The 14531-nt window shown below is 39.6% G+C and carries 13 protein-coding genes, 1 tRNA gene and 1 pseudogene; 13 read left to right on the top strand and 2 right to left on the bottom strand.

Annotated features, from left to right (window positions below; all coding sequences use genetic code 11):
- The first annotated feature begins 350 nt into the window (after nucleotides 1-350).
- Nucleotides 351-1646, top strand: a complete 1296-nt coding sequence (locus BLR65_RS03425; RefSeq protein ID WP_093792487.1) for an IS110 family RNA-guided transposase — start codon at nucleotides 351-353, stop codon at nucleotides 1644-1646.
- 156 nt (nucleotides 1647-1802) lie between these two features.
- Here BLR65_RS03425 and BLR65_RS03420 read toward each other — a convergent pair whose 3' ends face one another.
- Complete coding sequence (locus BLR65_RS03420; protein WP_176772674.1) at nucleotides 1803-2432, bottom strand: tyrosine-type recombinase/integrase; 630 nt, start codon at nucleotides 2430-2432, stop codon at nucleotides 1803-1805.
- Nucleotides 2433-2435: 3 nt separating this feature from the next.
- Here BLR65_RS03420 and BLR65_RS29460 point away from each other — a divergent pair, with 3 nt between their 5' ends.
- From BLR65_RS29460 to BLR65_RS03385, 9 genes and pseudogenes are all read left to right on the top strand, one after another.
- Nucleotides 2436-2606, top strand: coding sequence for a hypothetical protein (locus BLR65_RS29460; RefSeq protein ID WP_176772673.1), 171 nt, complete (start codon nucleotides 2436-2438; stop codon nucleotides 2604-2606).
- 211 nt (nucleotides 2607-2817) lie between these two features.
- Nucleotides 2818-3318 carry an ASCH domain-containing protein gene (locus BLR65_RS03410; protein WP_093792481.1) on the top strand — a complete coding sequence of 167 codons (501 nt, stop codon included), beginning with the start codon at nucleotides 2818-2820 and terminating at the stop codon, nucleotides 3316-3318.
- 60 nt (nucleotides 3319-3378) lie between these two features.
- Nucleotides 3379-3555, top strand: a complete 177-nt coding sequence (locus BLR65_RS03405; protein ID WP_169716795.1) for a YgaP family membrane protein — start codon at nucleotides 3379-3381, stop codon at nucleotides 3553-3555.
- Between the two features lie 383 nt (nucleotides 3556-3938).
- The gene (locus BLR65_RS03400; RefSeq protein WP_093792477.1) at nucleotides 3939-4235 is read left to right on the top strand and encodes a hypothetical protein; all 297 of its coding nucleotides are present in this window, start codon (nucleotides 3939-3941) and stop codon (nucleotides 4233-4235) included.
- Nucleotides 4236-4255: 20 nt separating this feature from the next.
- Nucleotides 4256-4609: pseudogene (locus BLR65_RS03395) on the top strand (N-acetylmuramoyl-L-alanine amidase family protein); the annotation flags it as partial.
- Nucleotides 4610-4628: 19 nt separating this feature from the next.
- A complete protein-coding gene (locus BLR65_RS29455) occupies nucleotides 4629-4784 on the top strand; it encodes a hypothetical protein (RefSeq protein WP_169716796.1) in 156 nt (51 codons plus the stop codon).
- A 55-nt stretch (nucleotides 4785-4839) separates the two neighbouring features.
- Entirely contained in the window at nucleotides 4840-4986 is a 147-nt protein-coding gene (locus BLR65_RS29450; RefSeq protein WP_169716797.1) for a hypothetical protein, read from the top strand.
- Between the two features lie 238 nt (nucleotides 4987-5224).
- Nucleotides 5225-5662 (top strand): transposase, encoded by a 438-nt coding sequence (locus BLR65_RS03390; RefSeq protein WP_176772671.1) that lies wholly within the window; start codon nucleotides 5225-5227, stop codon nucleotides 5660-5662.
- A gap of 1482 nt (nucleotides 5663-7144) precedes the next feature.
- Nucleotides 7145-7220 (top strand) — tRNA-Met (locus BLR65_RS03385).
- 508 nt (nucleotides 7221-7728) lie between these two features.
- On the opposite strand, the gene BLR65_RS03380 is transcribed toward BLR65_RS03385, so the two are convergent.
- A complete protein-coding gene (locus BLR65_RS03380) occupies nucleotides 7729-8112 on the bottom strand; it encodes a PepSY-associated TM helix domain-containing protein (RefSeq protein WP_169716799.1) in 384 nt (127 codons plus the stop codon).
- 439 nt (nucleotides 8113-8551) lie between these two features.
- Here BLR65_RS03380 and BLR65_RS03375 point away from each other — a divergent pair, with 439 nt between their 5' ends.
- The 3 genes from BLR65_RS03375 to BLR65_RS03365 all read left to right on the top strand — a co-directional run bounded on the left by BLR65_RS03375 (nucleotide 8552) and on the right by BLR65_RS03365 (nucleotide 14280).
- Nucleotides 8552-9223 carry a GntR family transcriptional regulator gene (locus BLR65_RS03375; protein WP_093792471.1) on the top strand — a complete coding sequence of 224 codons (672 nt, stop codon included), beginning with the start codon at nucleotides 8552-8554 and terminating at the stop codon, nucleotides 9221-9223.
- A gap of 184 nt (nucleotides 9224-9407) precedes the next feature.
- The gene (locus BLR65_RS03370) at nucleotides 9408-12533 is read left to right on the top strand and encodes an AAA family ATPase (protein ID WP_093792469.1); all 3126 of its coding nucleotides are present in this window, start codon (nucleotides 9408-9410) and stop codon (nucleotides 12531-12533) included.
- Nucleotides 12534-12840: 307 nt separating this feature from the next.
- Nucleotides 12841-14280 carry a sodium:solute symporter family protein gene (locus BLR65_RS03365; protein ID WP_093792467.1) on the top strand — a complete coding sequence of 480 codons (1440 nt, stop codon included), beginning with the start codon at nucleotides 12841-12843 and terminating at the stop codon, nucleotides 14278-14280.
- The last annotated feature ends 251 nt before the right edge of the window (nucleotides 14281-14531 follow it).

The following is a 14531-nucleotide window of genomic DNA, read 5'->3' as shown; positions in this document are numbered from 1 at the left end:
AGTCAGTTTTAAGCAATAAATCCAATCCATAAATGACCGCATGAGAAAAATGAATTGGAATTACCAGAAGGGATCTTCTTGGAGTATAATCTTCATCAGGTTTTACATAAAAGGTTTGTTCTATATCATCCTGTTGCACCTCACGGTGACTTCAAAGAAAGACTGTTCCCTTCGTTCCTTTTGTTAACTTCAGACCCAGGTGTTGTTCCTGCAGACCGGATGCTGTGGGTAGCAGCCAGCTAGACTACCTGTCTGTAGAGTTCTGATTTGTGCGAGGGTGTTGATGCATCGGAACCAAGGAGATTCCTTTTGGTAATTCCAATATCCTGACTACGAAAGAAGGTGTTACCATGAATAAAACTTTGCTATCAACACTCTTTGTTGGTGTGGATGTGAGCTTACGCTCCCACTATGCTGTTATCCTTGACTTTTTCGGAAACCAATTGGATGCTTTTCCTTTCCAAAACAACCTCTCTGGCGCTTCCGTAATCACTTCTAAAATCACTGCCGTCGCTGCTGCTTCTGAAGCTACCCATGTGGTTATTGCTATGGAATCTACTTCCTTTTACAGCTTCCATTTATGCAATTATCTGTTCCAATCACCTGAATTGGCTTCCTTACATGCCAAAGTTTACTGCCTGAATCCTAAAGTTACCAGTGCCTACCAGAATACCTTTGTCGATGTGGATAAGACTGACCCCAGCGATGCTTACGGAATTGCCGATTTTGCCAGAACCGGCAAGATCACGTCCGAACCCTTCAATGGCTCTGCCTTCGTTGCCCTACAACGACTCACCAGAACCAGACTTCATCTGGTCGAAAGCCTCGCCAGGGAGAAATCTTATGCCTTAACCAACATCTTTATCAAGTTTAGTGAATTAGCCGTTTTAAGCCCTAGAGATAAGGAGGATAACCCTTTCTCTGATCGCTTTGGCGCAACGTGTGTTGCTGTGCTGACAGACTTCCTGTCACCAGATGAGATTGCAAAGGCTTCCTTGGAAGAGCTAATCGACTTCCTTTGTGAAAAAGGGAAGAACCGTTTCTCGGATCCCGAAGCAAAAGCAAAACTTTTACAGAAGGCGGCTCGTGACTCCTACCGCCTTGATAAAACACAGTATGAACCGCTTAATGCAGCCATTGCAGCATCCTTCAACTGCATCCGGGCTTTTGACAAGGAATTGAAAAACATTGATAAAGCCATTGAAAAAGCAGTTAAGGGATTATCCAGCAATGAATATCAGTGCCTTCTGTCCATCCGCGGCTTTGGCCCGGTCATTTCGGCAGGCATCATTGCCGAGATCGGATTTATTGACCGCTTTCAATCAGAAGAAAAACTGGCAAAATTTGCAGGCCTGACCTGGCGCAAAAAGCAATCAGGTCGGCTTACGAGCGACATCACCTACATGACCAAATCAGGTAATAAATACTTACGCTATTATATAGGCGAAGCGGTTATGAGTTTGCTAAAAAACCATAACCCAGAATATACCGCATTCTATTACAAGAAGCGGAACGAAGCAGTACGCTTCCAGCATAAAAGGGCACTCGCACTGACATCAAGAAAACTCATCAGACTGATTTATGCACTGCTACGCAATAATCAGCTTTACATTCCAACGAAAGATGTGATTGATATCGCAAACTAATTTTATATCGAACTAATGTTCTTATTTTGAAGCAATTCGAAATAGGTGTGTTTGCTACACCCTTTTTTAGGGAAAGTATTTCAAAAAAATTTAAATATTATCTTGACATATCACCAGATGTCTTTCGTATTGGTTTGATAGGATGATTATGAAGTATTATGGGGAGTGTTCCAATAAAAAAAGCCCAAAATTCGGGCAAAAAATTAAAACACTCCCCATAACCTGGGACTCCACATAATGGCGAAGGCAGTGGGATGTTAATCGCGTAATACCGATTTTCTCGCAAAAATTCGGGAACCAGCGTGTTGGCATATTAGGGTGGTAATAATAACCATCTTCAGCGCAAAAGACTAAGTTTAGGTCTTTGCGGTAATGCTCTCCTAGTCTTAACTTATGGGCAGCTTGCATCTTGGATTGTTGTGCTAATGCTGTGAAAACTTCGGGTGTAGCCTCTATTTTCCGTTTCTGCTTATTTTTTGTTGGCTTAATACGATAACCTTTTTCCTTGGTTACCGATAAAGCTTTTTTTATGAATATAGTGCCTTCTTTTTCATTAACGCAATCCCATGTAAGCAAGAGTTCTTCACGGCGCATGCCGGTCCTGAGGGCCACTGCAAGAAGGGGACCGTGCGGATTGTCGATTGCCTTTTCTTCTAGTGTAGTAATTTCGTCCTGGGTGAAAACTTTTACCAATTCTTCATCGGGATCGTAATCATCCGGCTGTTCTGGATCCAGCAGCACCATATGACTTGCTACATTCTTTTTTATAATTTCATCCTCAAACAAGGCGTGATTGAGTACACGGCGGATAAAACGGTGATGGTGCTCAATTGTGGCATCATGGGCGATAAGGGTGAGACTGAAGAAGAAAAGGCCATAGCTCAGGCAGTTGCGACTGAACATATGGCCAAGGTAGTAGAAAAACTGAAATGCTTAAAGGTAAACAAAAAGGCTGGATAACCAGTCACAACCAAGGCAGACGAATAAGTGGTTGCTCCAGGAAACCCTTGCTGGGGACGGGAAATAAAAAAATGACGACAAATGCCGCCAAATGGTTTAAGGAGGTTTCGCCAGGGCAATTAATTCCGAACATTACCCTGGAACAGGGAGATTGCTCTACGCCCTTTTTATTATATGCGGAATCAGTGATTTTATACAGGGAGGGGAAGCCATGAAAGCCATAACAATCCTGCAGCCGTGGGCGTCATTAATCGCTTGCGGCGCGAAGAAGATAGAGACAAGATCCTGGCCGACTAAGTACCGGGGGCCAATTGCTATTCATGCTGGTAAGGGATGGACAATGGACAGACGAAAAATTACTTACCGAGAAACTTTTCACTCCGCGTTATGGCCGAATATGACGAAACAAGAGCTAATGTTAAATGGATACGGCAGAACAAAGTTATTGCCGGTTGGCGCTGTGATTGCCATAGCTGATTTGGTTGACTGCCAAAGGGTAGTATTGCGCGTGAAGATGAAAAACAGTGGTCAATTTGTGATAAATTATGCGGAATTAGAAAACAGAAATAAGGTCGCTGGGAATGAACTTGACTTTGGAGATTACGAACACAACCGCTACGCATGGATACTAGAAAACGTGCGCCGGATCGAGCCGGTGCCGGCCAGGGGCATGCAACGGCTTTGGGAATGGAATAGCCAGATTCTATCATAAAGGGCAATCGAATATGACTTTTTAGCTATGCGAATAATAGGTGTAATTCAAATAGGAGGAATGATGATGCACCTTGATTTCGAAAAAAACTTAGGTAGCACTGACAAGGCAATAAGGGTAATAATTGGTGTAGTATTGATTGGGCTATATATGACTGGCACCTTTCGTGGGGGATGGGGTATAGCAGCAGTAGCCTTTGCCTTAGCGCAATTTGTTGAAGCGTATTTTTCTTATTGAATTGTTTATGATTTAATGGGTTGGTCAACCCGTAGATTAAGGTCAGTATGATAAAAAAGGCAGCGAGTCTGCACTATTAGGCTTTTATATTATTTGGGGGTGGGGAGATGAATTGTATTAGAGAGGCAGAAAATTATTTGCGATATTACAGGGAATTACACCAAAGTATGAGCATGCCGTGAAATGATTCATAGGCTCAAATGGCAAGGTGTCCCTAAGGGTCTATCTGCTATTAATATGGACCTGGTATTCGCGTTTCAAAGCCTGTTAATACACTAAAACAACCGCTTCCCTGCGAAAGCCAGTTCCGGTATTCTTAGCCATACTATCACCTCCTATATACAAGATATAGTACTTTCTACAGGAATATTATACTACATATAGTGAGGCGAATACAGGCGTTTTTAAAAACCCTCAAAATACTCGGACATGAATATACGATAGATGTAAAAGAAAACTATGTAGCTCAATCTGGTGGTAATTCTGGACAATGCAATAATTATTTAAATATTATTAGTATCGGAGCTGAATTGCCGCAAAGTGGGAAAAATGAAGTACTTATGTACGAAATACTAGAAGCGATTAATTATCGTTTAGAGCTTGGTTTAGAGCATCATAAATTATGTGTTTTAGGTGAGGTTTTACATCAAGTAATGAGAGATAACGAGATAAATTTTTAGCGAGAGCCAATAAGGCTCTTAATGAAGTGTCGAACGGTACTGAAACGCTGTACTGTGATGGCAGTGTAAACGGTAAACGGCTGGCCGGTTTCCTGCAAGGCCAACTTATTGGCCTTGGTGGTCTTACTGACCGAGGATTGAAAACCAACCCTTTGTATGTTACAAAACACACTGATGCACCGGCCTGTCTAGCCGAATTGGCGTTTATCTCAAATCCCGATGATGCTGCAAAGCTCGGTGATCCGGTTTGGCAGGATCAGTTTGCCAGGGCTATTGCTCGCGGTGTTACTAGATTACTTTGCAGCGTAAGTAAACCTACACTGTTTAATCTTGCTTACGGACGGATCAAGCGTAAAGTGAATATAATAAAATAACATAACGTGGAGGTTTAATATGGATATAGGAAAAATAAAAAATACGATTGATGATGCTGGCCGTAAAGTTAATGGTTTTGTGGATGGTTTTGCTGCTTACCATAATTTCGAGCAATGGCAAGTATGGCTTGCTATTGCGATTGTGATTGCATTGGTTACGTTGGTCATCTGCTAAAAGATATAAAAATAACGCCGCTGGGAGGCGGCGCTAATGGGAGAGGAAGAATAACATGGTTAGTTTATCCAAACGCCAGGTAGTTATACTGCTTGGCGTTATTTTATTGGTGGTATGTGGTTGGCTGCTATGGCAGCATTATAACCATCCGCAGCCGGTTACAGGCGAATACAGCAACAGGCAGAAACGGCGGCTGGGGTAGAAAAAGCGGCAGATAATGCCCACATGTGTCATGGGGATGTGTCATGGGGACGGGGTTATTGACACCCCTCTCATGCTTTCAAAACAATTCCTCTATTAATTCCCGTAAGTCTTTCTATTTGTCTGATTGATAAGTTATGCTTCTGTTTAAGTATTCTTAAATACATATTTTTTGTTTTACTATCAAGGGCATATCCCTGTCGGCCTATGCCGCCACAACACAATGCTATGCTAGCATTGTGCAGTCTTTAGACGCACAAATTAGTTTACTTGATGACCAGATTAAAGCACTTGCTGAACAGTTACCGGCAATCACTTTCCTAAAAAGCATTCCGGGCATAGGTGATACATTAGCAGCTATTATTTTGGGCGAGATTGGTGATATTGAACGGTTTGCGAACGCTAAGCAATTAATGGCTTTTAGCGGTATCGACCCGTCGGTTAAACAATCGGGTAATTTTGTAAGGACAAAGAATAAGGTAACCAAACGGGGATCACCATTTCTGCGACATGCACTCTATATTGCTGCTACGACGTCTATCCGTAAGGAATCTAAGGGTTCGCAGGTTAACTCGGTGATTTACGAGTATTACCAACGGAAGATTGAAACGAAAACCAAGAAACAAGCCTTAGGCGCTGTTATGAACAAGCTACTACGTATCATCTCTCGGTATTAAAAAATAAGCAGCCATTTCGTTTGATTACCCCTGATCAGCAGGTTGAACTGTATCAAAAACACCTGCAAAAGGCTGCTTAACGAAGACGAAAAACAAAACATTACATATACCTTTCTCGAATATTGGTTCGATATTGAGGAAGGTTTGTTTGCTGTACTTATTTTTCTTTAAACAAAAATTGTGGATAAAGGCTTGACTTTAATTAGCTGGTCTTTGGCATCCCCCTTAGCATTTGCTTGTTGTCAATAACCCCGTCCCCTTGGCATCCCCTGTTATGTTTACTTACTCCTTTGCAATAATTATGTGTTTTATATTTGCTGGAGTTGCTATAGCTATAGAGTATAGACGGAGTTCAGAATGATTAATATGATTTAGCCGCATCTCCGGGTGCGGTTTTTCCCTTTACGGCTTCAATTTGGCACTAACTAAATGAACGTTTTTTGTGTAGCAAAGCTGCTCAACTATTCATAGATTATAATATATATATGATACTTTACTTTATGGATGGGAGGCACACATATGGGATTCGGGGGCTTTGGAGGTCGAGGCGGCTTTGGTGGTTGCTTTATAATAATTATCATTATTCTGTTGTTGTTCTTCTGCTTTGAAGATGAGCGTAGCCCGACCTGTTAAGTAATTTTGCCATACGCCAAAACCAAACGTGACATTCTGTTATCTCCTTTATCGAAAGCCGTTCACAGCGAACGGCTTTTTCCCATCCATTCCTTCTTTACACCATCAAGTAGCCGCACCCCGGGGATGCGGCTTTTATTTTCGATCATAGTCCTATATGCTTAAGCTTTATGTTTGACGATATTATAAGTAGGGAATTGGGAGGTGATGTCGATGTTTTTTACTTATGAGTTAGCCAAGCAACAACTTATGCCCAAACGTCGGCGTTGGTCGATATGGATGCTTTTACTGATTTTAGTTGCAGTTGTGTACTTTGCGTTTAGGGTATTTTAAGGAAAGTGTTTTAGTTCCGGACTTCGGTCTGGAGATTTTTTTATTTTTAAAAAGCAACCTATGTCAAGCCTTGCCAGCACGATCAGGGGGCACTTTTCCATTCGTTCCCTCTTTACAATATTTCTGTTCGTGAGGGGCTATTATTTGTTCTATGATGAGGAAAGACAATTTTATATTACCTCTTATTGGATTTTATGGGATAAACTTCTTAATTTGCAGGAATTCTGACAAAGACAGAGAATAGTTCTACTATATTATCATATTGGAGGGATACCATGCGAATTAGCTGCAGATGCGGTCATACAGAAACAGTTTCAAATAACATGGAAAACTTCGAGGTTCGTTTGATTAAGTTTTCTGCAGACAGCAAAACGGGAGTAATATCCATTGTTTGTAAAAATTGTGGACATGAATCAGAAGAAATATTAATAGGTGTTTGATGTGATGGGCCCGTCAGCCATTTATCCGGCGGTCAGCTTTTTGAGTAATATTTAAAAAAACAGGGGAATATAATATCGCGGGGTAGAGCAGTTGGTAGCTTGTTGGGCCCATAACCCAAAGGTCACAGGTTCAAGTCCTGTCTCCGCAACCAAAAAGTGAAGCCGCATCCTCCAGGGTGCGACTTTTCTTATTTCCAGCTTGATTACCTTCTAGGAATATATGAAAGAATACCAAATTCCTACCTAAAAACTTCTCCAACTCCTGCAACTTAGTTGGCATTTTTTTCGTCTACCAAAATGAACGTTTTATCTGTCGCAAAATCGCTCGACTCTTCATAGATTATAGTGTACCACTACTCTATGCAATGAGGAGGCCAGCTAGCTTATGGGCTTTGGTGGATTCGGTGGCTGTGGAGGTCGAGGTGGTTTCAGCTGGATCATAATAATCATTATTATTATCTTACTGTTCTGTTGCTTCGAAGATGATTTTAGCCCGACCTGTTAAGTAATTTTACTTAAAGCCAAACCACAACAAAATAATTAGGAAACACAGAAAGAGGCATTACATAACAAGGATGCTTCTTTCTGTGTTGCACCGCTAAAACAATTAGTCGTTCACTGTGGGAGGCTTTTATTTTGGAGGTTGGGTTCTTTAATGGCTTACTTCGGTGTTCTGGCGCGAAGACGAGTAATAGAAAGATATACCCCAGTTACAGTTAAAAAGATTATACCAATGGCCACAAGATCAACCAGCCATTTAAAGTTTATGGCAGCATATTTCCCTTCATGAAGACCTTTGGCGATACTATAAGGGCTAGAAAAAAAATCACGCCTGACATCTGGGCGCTGCGCTATTTCATCCGGCGGCGGTGTTTTTAACCCAGGCACTTGACTTTTATCTGACATACGCGCTGGCCCTTCTTGCGGAGATTGTCCGATAAGCCAAGGTTCTGCCAATATAAGGCCAGTTATGGCTTCGGCAAGTAGAAAAATGGCTAAGATGAGACCCACCCACAAATGAATTTTCCTCATAGTGTTATACATATTTGATACACCTCCAGGCTTACTATTTGCTAATACATTTGGTTCTATTCCAGTGAGAGGAGGGTAAGTAACACATAAGGCCATCTACTAATTTTCCTGCGGATAGCTTTTCCAGTTTCGATCCATTTCTAAGGAAATTCTAAAAATACCGATCTATAATCACAATATAGAAAATTCGTAGAAAGCAAAGTCTTTCTATTGATATAAATTTTTTTCATAATATTCCTCTACCCATGAAAAGCACCCAGCAAACGCCATACTGCTGGGTGCTTTTATTATTGGCATGTGAGAATATTTGGGTATACCGCGCGCCTATAAATATAAGGAAATGGAAGTCACAAGATGAGAAATAGATTAGTAATCATTTTACTGTTCGTTATTGACAGCGCCCAGGATAGAGAAGTATACTTTTTGTATACAAGTTAACAGGAGGAATTCCGTGTTCAAATTAAGTCAGGAAACAAGTAAGCCGCATAAGAAAACATTAACAAAAGTTGCCTATCAAAAAATTTTGGATATGATTATTGATGATGAGATAGCTTCTGGTGAAATTTTAAGTGAAAATGTACTGGCAGATTTATTGGGGATGAGCAGAACACCTATTCGAGAAGCCTTAAGAATGTTGCAAAAAGATGATTTAATTGAAGTAGTTCAAGGCAGTGGAACGTTTGTCAAGCGCGTTACAGAAAAGGAGCTTTCTGACCTTTTTTCAGTTAGAATTAGCCTGGAATGCTTAGCTGTAGAGAAAGCGATTCATTATATTGATTATCAGCAAATTGATAAAATGATAGCCCAGTGGGAAGCAATGAAACGTAATATCAATATTACTGATATAGATTGGAAACAGGTTGTTTCTTTGGACAATGAACTACATCGTATGATTATTTATAAGAGCCATAATAATATTTTAAAACATATATATAATTTATTAAACAGTAAAATTCTGCGCTATCAGCGTCTCGCGGCTAAATCACTAGGAAATTTGGAAGTAACTATTTTTCAGCATATCGAATTACTAATGTTATTAAAAGGAAAAGACAGTAAATTGATTTGTGCTAGCTTGGAAAAACATTTAATACAGTCTATGGAATATATTATGAAAAATATGTAAGAGAAAAAATTTTTGAGAAACCTGTATACAAGTTGAATACAAATTATTTTTTAAATATAAATTTTTTTTATACATTATGAAAGGGGCGAACTGAAGAAATCATAAACTCTGAAAGTATAATGATAAGCTAGTATTTTTGTTAGGAAATTGGTACTTTTATCCTAAATTCACTGGAGATGAGCTTATGGGTAGTTTGCGTGCTGTAATGTTTGGAACACCTGCCATTTATTGGAATGATAATAAAGTGGTTTTTCCATTTGCGAAAATGGAGGCAGTACTATATTATTTGTTAATTGAGGGTGAATGTACACGAGATAAGTTAGCTCTACTACTTTGGGGAGAAAAGGCAGATCAGGACGCAAAAAAGAACTTGAGGAATACCATTTATTCAATAAAAAAAATAATCTCTCCTGAGTTATTCATTATACCAACCCGAAAAATGATTTCTCTCAATCGTAAACTGATTTATGATACAGATGCCGGATTGCTGAATAAGCCGGACATACAGGATTTCTTACAAAGGAAATCTGGCGATTTTTTGGAAAATTTCTACTGCAAAGATGCGGAATTGTTTGATGATTGGGTTATTGCCAAGCGTCTAGAATTTAAAGAAACAATCATAGCGCGTCTTACTAGCTGTATAATAATTTTTATGCATAAAAAACAGTATATAGATGCAAAACAATATATTAAGCAATTAATCAAAATAGATGAATACAATGAAGGTGCTTATCGGTTATTGATGAAAATTTATGAACGGGAAGAAGCCTTTTATAACGTTATTGAGATTTATCATGAATTAGAAAAAAAGTGGGCTGATGAACTGAATTTACGTCCCAGTAGCAAGACTGAGGAAATCTATATAAGAGTGAAAGAAAAAAGAATTGCTAAGACCGGAGTTCCTACGAAAAAGTGTTTTTTAGGAAGAGAAAAAGAATTGCAGCACCTACAACACCAAGTCGATAAATTCTATTCCCAAAAACATGATAGACATATGATACTTGTACAAGGTGAGCAGGGGGTTGGAAAAACCGCTATTGTAGAGCAGTTATTTGAAAATATCTCAATAAAAGCACACGATGTTTTGAAAACCAGCTGTTATCAAGCAGAATTAAGCTGTGCATATAAATCATGGAGTAAAATTATAGCACAAGCAATGGACATGCTTAAACAAAACCAAATTGTCATACCTTCTCATTGGTATTGGGTCATAGCTTATATGTTTCCGGCTGTCGAAATGAATAAGGAAATATATACTCATGAACCTTTTTTAACAACGTTTGAATATAACCAGACAATGGTCGAGGAAATTATATGTGGTATTTTAGGAAGACTATCCAGTCAAAAACAAATTATTATTTTTATTGATGATATTCATTGGATGGATAAAAAGAGTTTTTCAGTATTACATCAATTATTGCGTATTTATGGTGCTAAAATACTTTGCATTGCGACATGTTCCAGTGAATATTTAAATCAGATTGAAAGTTTTTTGTGGAGTTTTGAACGAGATAAATTGCTGGAAATAATCAGAGTTGAGTGCCTAAGTTTTCAAGATGTCGGCAACATTATGTCAGCAAAGCTATCTAGCGGCAACAGAGATAGTGAATTGCAACGAAAACTTTATGATTACACAGGTGGGAATGCATTAATCTTGCTGGAATGCCTAAACCTAATTGAATCAAAATCTGAACTATGGAGTGAAATTGCTTTGCAACGCTTGCAAAGTGTTTTAAAAGGACGTATTGGCAATCTTTCCGCTAACGCTCGAAGAATTTTGGAAGTGGCTTCAATATTTTTACAATGTTTTACCTATAACGAATTATTAGCAGTATCAAAGATGGATGAATTTGAACTTGTGGAAGCTATGGAAGAGTTAGAACAGAAAAAATTAATAATTAAGGCGGGAAGTTGTCAGCAACAGGAAATTGCCTATACATTTTACAACATGCAGATTCAAAATTTTATTTATCAGCAAATGTCTATATCGAAACAAAGATTACTCCATAATAAAGTAGGATTAGAGGTAGAACAAAAATTCCAAAAGGGTTTACAAATCAGGGAATTATATGAATCAATTTTGTATCACTATAATTGTGCGAATAATAAAGTGAAAATACTTGAGTATACGATCAAATATGTTCAGAAATATTTTTGTTTTCGATATGAAATGTTTCCTGAGCTAACTGGGTACTACACAGATGATTTTTGTGAGGAACGCAGTCAAACAGTGGCTCTTTCTTATCTTAAAAAAATCGCAGATCTGTTAAACACCGTGGCTTTGGAGAATTTTGATCAGGAGCAAATCGTAGTGTATAAAGCGGCTTATTGGGAGATGATGGGGAGATATTACATTTGGCGTGGTGAACATCTGGTGGGAATAAAAAGCATTCACCAGTTACTGCTGTTTGCATCTGCTAAGGGATTGCAGGAATATCTATGTAAGGGATATGAACAGATGGTGTTCTTTGGTATTCAAACAGGCAGGCCCAGTATTATCAAAAAATTTGCAAAAAAGCTTCTGGATATTGCGGAACAAAATAAATCAAAAGAAAAAATGGCTGTTGCCTGGCGGTTTGTAGGTGTGGCTTTTGCCTTAAGTAATGAATCTAAGCTGGCAGAGCAATATTACCAACAGTCAATTAGGATGTTTAAGAAATTAATTATAAATAACGATCAGTATGTGCTTCAGCTTGCGGCGGCTTACAGCTATATTGGCAATTTACGCCGAGATGTTTTTAAATGGAAAGAAGCTCTCCACTATTATGATAAAGCAGTCAAAATTACCGGTCATAAGCAGCTTAGTGAAGGAGTGGCGGTGCTCTATATAGATGCCGGCTATGCCGCATTTAAATTGGGTGATTATGATAAGGCATGCCACTACATGAGTGAGGCGCTGACAGTCGGCGATAGTTTTGGTGAAAAAGGGTACTGGTGCTTACGTAGTTTTTGTACGCTTTATTGCGTACTGGCTAACATCGAAGTTAGTGCAAATCGTCATCGTGAGGGATGTAAGTATTTGCACAAAGCAGAGGAATGCTTGAATCAATGCCAGGATAATCATCAAAGATGGCTGGTACTTATCACAAAAATGAAAATTAGGCAGGCTATGGACAAGAATCATGCTGTAGCCGATATCTTCGGAAACTATTTGACATTATCTGTTCAGGAATATTATCAGCAAGCGAAAGCTGCTTTTGGCAAAGCGAGTAAAATACAGGAGGAAGTATTAAGGTCAGTTAAGCCAATTATTACACAAGTCGAATTATCTAAAAATGACTATACCGAATTGGCACGGGTACAATGCTAAACCGCGAAATTCTGGAGAATTGTTATATTGTGCGATTGCAACCAGAAGTGCTTATCTTAAATTTATTGCTTCAACAATTTTAAGAGTTTGGCACGCATCAGCTGGCTGCTTTTTTTATGTTGGATATACAACAAGCCCTATTTTTGTAATGTTCAGTATTTTGGCGATAATTTGGCGATAGCTGTACTATTATGTTTGTGGTAACCGGATCGTATTATATAATGTGTAATCTGGAAAAAAGGAGGCAAGGTAAGGTAAAGCAGGTAAGGTAATTCTAAAAATACCTAAATTAAGGAGGAAAAGTATTATGAGTATTTATGCGGTAAGTATGGTAGTTTACTTCATGATTGCTTTTTGCATTGCGATTTTTTATAGCCGCAAAAGAACTACCTCGAACGAAGATTTCTTTTTGGGAGGCCGGCAATTTGGTATAGTCTTCGTATTTTTTACAATGATGGCAACATTTCTTGGGGCCGGTACTACTGTTGGTACCACCGCCTGGATATGGAAGCGAGGGCTTTCACAGGTTTGGATGACTGCGGGATATGCAATCGTATTTTTATTTATTGGTTTTTTTCTAGCTGCCCGCGTCAGACGGTTTGGTACTAATTGCAACGCCTATACTTTTGCCGATTTTTTGGAGATACGCTACAATAAATCGGCTCGCTACATAGGCGCTACTTTGATGTGGTTTGCCTTTATGTCAATCGCCGCATTTCAATATATTGGTATCGGCAGGATTATTAATACGGTTACTGGCATTGACTATACCGCCAGTGTGTTAGTAGCGGCCCTAATTACTATCCTATATACTTCGTATGGTGGAATGTGGGCGATTGCAATCACTGGGGTAGTTAAAGGCGCATTGGTATTTACCGGCATTGTCATTATGGCGCCTATTCTTTATATGAAGGCTGGAGGAATGCAAAATATACTAAACTCTATACCGGCACAGCACTGCAGTGTAGTGGGCTATATTACGCCTGGACAGGCATTGACATGGTTTTTGGTGTTCTTTTTAGGAATTATACCAATGCAGGATTGGTGGCAGCGGGTTTTGTCGGCAAAAGGCGAGCGGGAAGCTCGTATGGGGATGCTGTATCTGGCCGGAGGCTTCGTTCTTGTTGAACTGCTCATTTATGTCATTGGGTTTGCCGGTAAGGTTTTGGAACCCAATATTGCGAATCCGGAAAATTTATTTCCGACATTAGTGATGCACTATTTTTCTCCTTATATTGGCGGTTTGCTGTTAGCAGCGGTAATCGCCATTATTACCAGCACAGCTTCGGCTTGTTTACTGGTTGCTTCAACCCACTTTACCCGCGATTTATATAATGGGATTATCAAGCCGAATGCTACAGATGCCGAATTACTTAAATTTTCCAAAATATCAACACTGGGTCTGGGAGTGCTGGTATTAGTATTTGTATTTGCCGCACCGGGTATGTTTGAACTATTTGTTATCAGTGCGGATATTCTGGGGGCTTCGTTAACCATACCGATATTGGCGGGATTTTTTGTTCCCCGGGTTGGTGCTAAGGCCGGTTTTTACTCTATACTTGCCGGTATTGCCGGCTGGGCCATCAGTTATATGGGGTGGCAGCCTATGGGTTTTGGGCCGGCAACAGTGGGGGCATTTTTCTCGCTGATTGCTATCTTGATTGGCATGGTGGTATTACCGCCGGCTGAAAGAGCCGTATTAGAGAAAGTAGGGTATGATTCTGCCACTGTTAAAATAGCTAAATAACTATATATTCCTGCATTAAAGAAGTTTGCAGGCACAGGCGGGTGATGTATGAAGAGCGCTCCACCACTGGCGTTTGACTTCCGCTTTTGCCAACACACCACCGCCTGCAAAATTCTTTAGCACATTGTATATAGGTACGGTAGAGAAGTATTTTTATCCAGGTGGAGTGTGAACGTCCATTGCCAGCTTAGCGAAGCGCAAGCTGATGAGATAAATAGCAATAATTAGTAAGAAAGCAGGAGGATGAGTAC

Origin of the sequence: Sporomusa acidovorans (assembly GCF_900101845.1) — a bacterium.
Classification (GTDB): domain Bacteria; phylum Bacillota; class Negativicutes; order Sporomusales; family Sporomusaceae; genus Sporomusa; species Sporomusa acidovorans.
This window is presented reverse-complemented; position numbering and strand designations above follow the sequence as displayed.

Excerpts from the sequence above, each read along its gene's own strand:
- BLR65_RS29455 (WP_169716796.1), top strand. The coding sequence starts at position 4,629 with ATGGATATAGGAAAAATAAAAAATACGATTGATGATGCTGGCCGTAAA.
- BLR65_RS03405 (WP_169716795.1), top strand. The coding sequence starts at position 3,379 with ATGATGATGCACCTTGATTTCGAAAAAAACTTAGGTAGCACTGACAAG.
- BLR65_RS03370 (WP_093792469.1), top strand. The coding sequence starts at position 9,408 with ATGGGTAGTTTGCGTGCTGTAATGTTTGGAACACCTGCCATTTATTGG.
- BLR65_RS03410 (WP_093792481.1), top strand. The coding sequence starts at position 2,818 with ATGAAAGCCATAACAATCCTGCAGCCGTGGGCGTCATTAATCGCTTGC.
- BLR65_RS03365 (WP_093792467.1), top strand. The coding sequence starts at position 12,841 with ATGAGTATTTATGCGGTAAGTATGGTAGTTTACTTCATGATTGCTTTT.
- BLR65_RS03425 (WP_093792487.1), top strand. The coding sequence starts at position 351 with ATGAATAAAACTTTGCTATCAACACTCTTTGTTGGTGTGGATGTGAGC.
- BLR65_RS03380 (WP_169716799.1), bottom strand. The coding sequence starts at position 8,112 with ATGTATAACACTATGAGGAAAATTCATTTGTGGGTGGGTCTCATCTTA.
- BLR65_RS29450 (WP_169716797.1), top strand. The coding sequence starts at position 4,840 with ATGGTTAGTTTATCCAAACGCCAGGTAGTTATACTGCTTGGCGTTATT.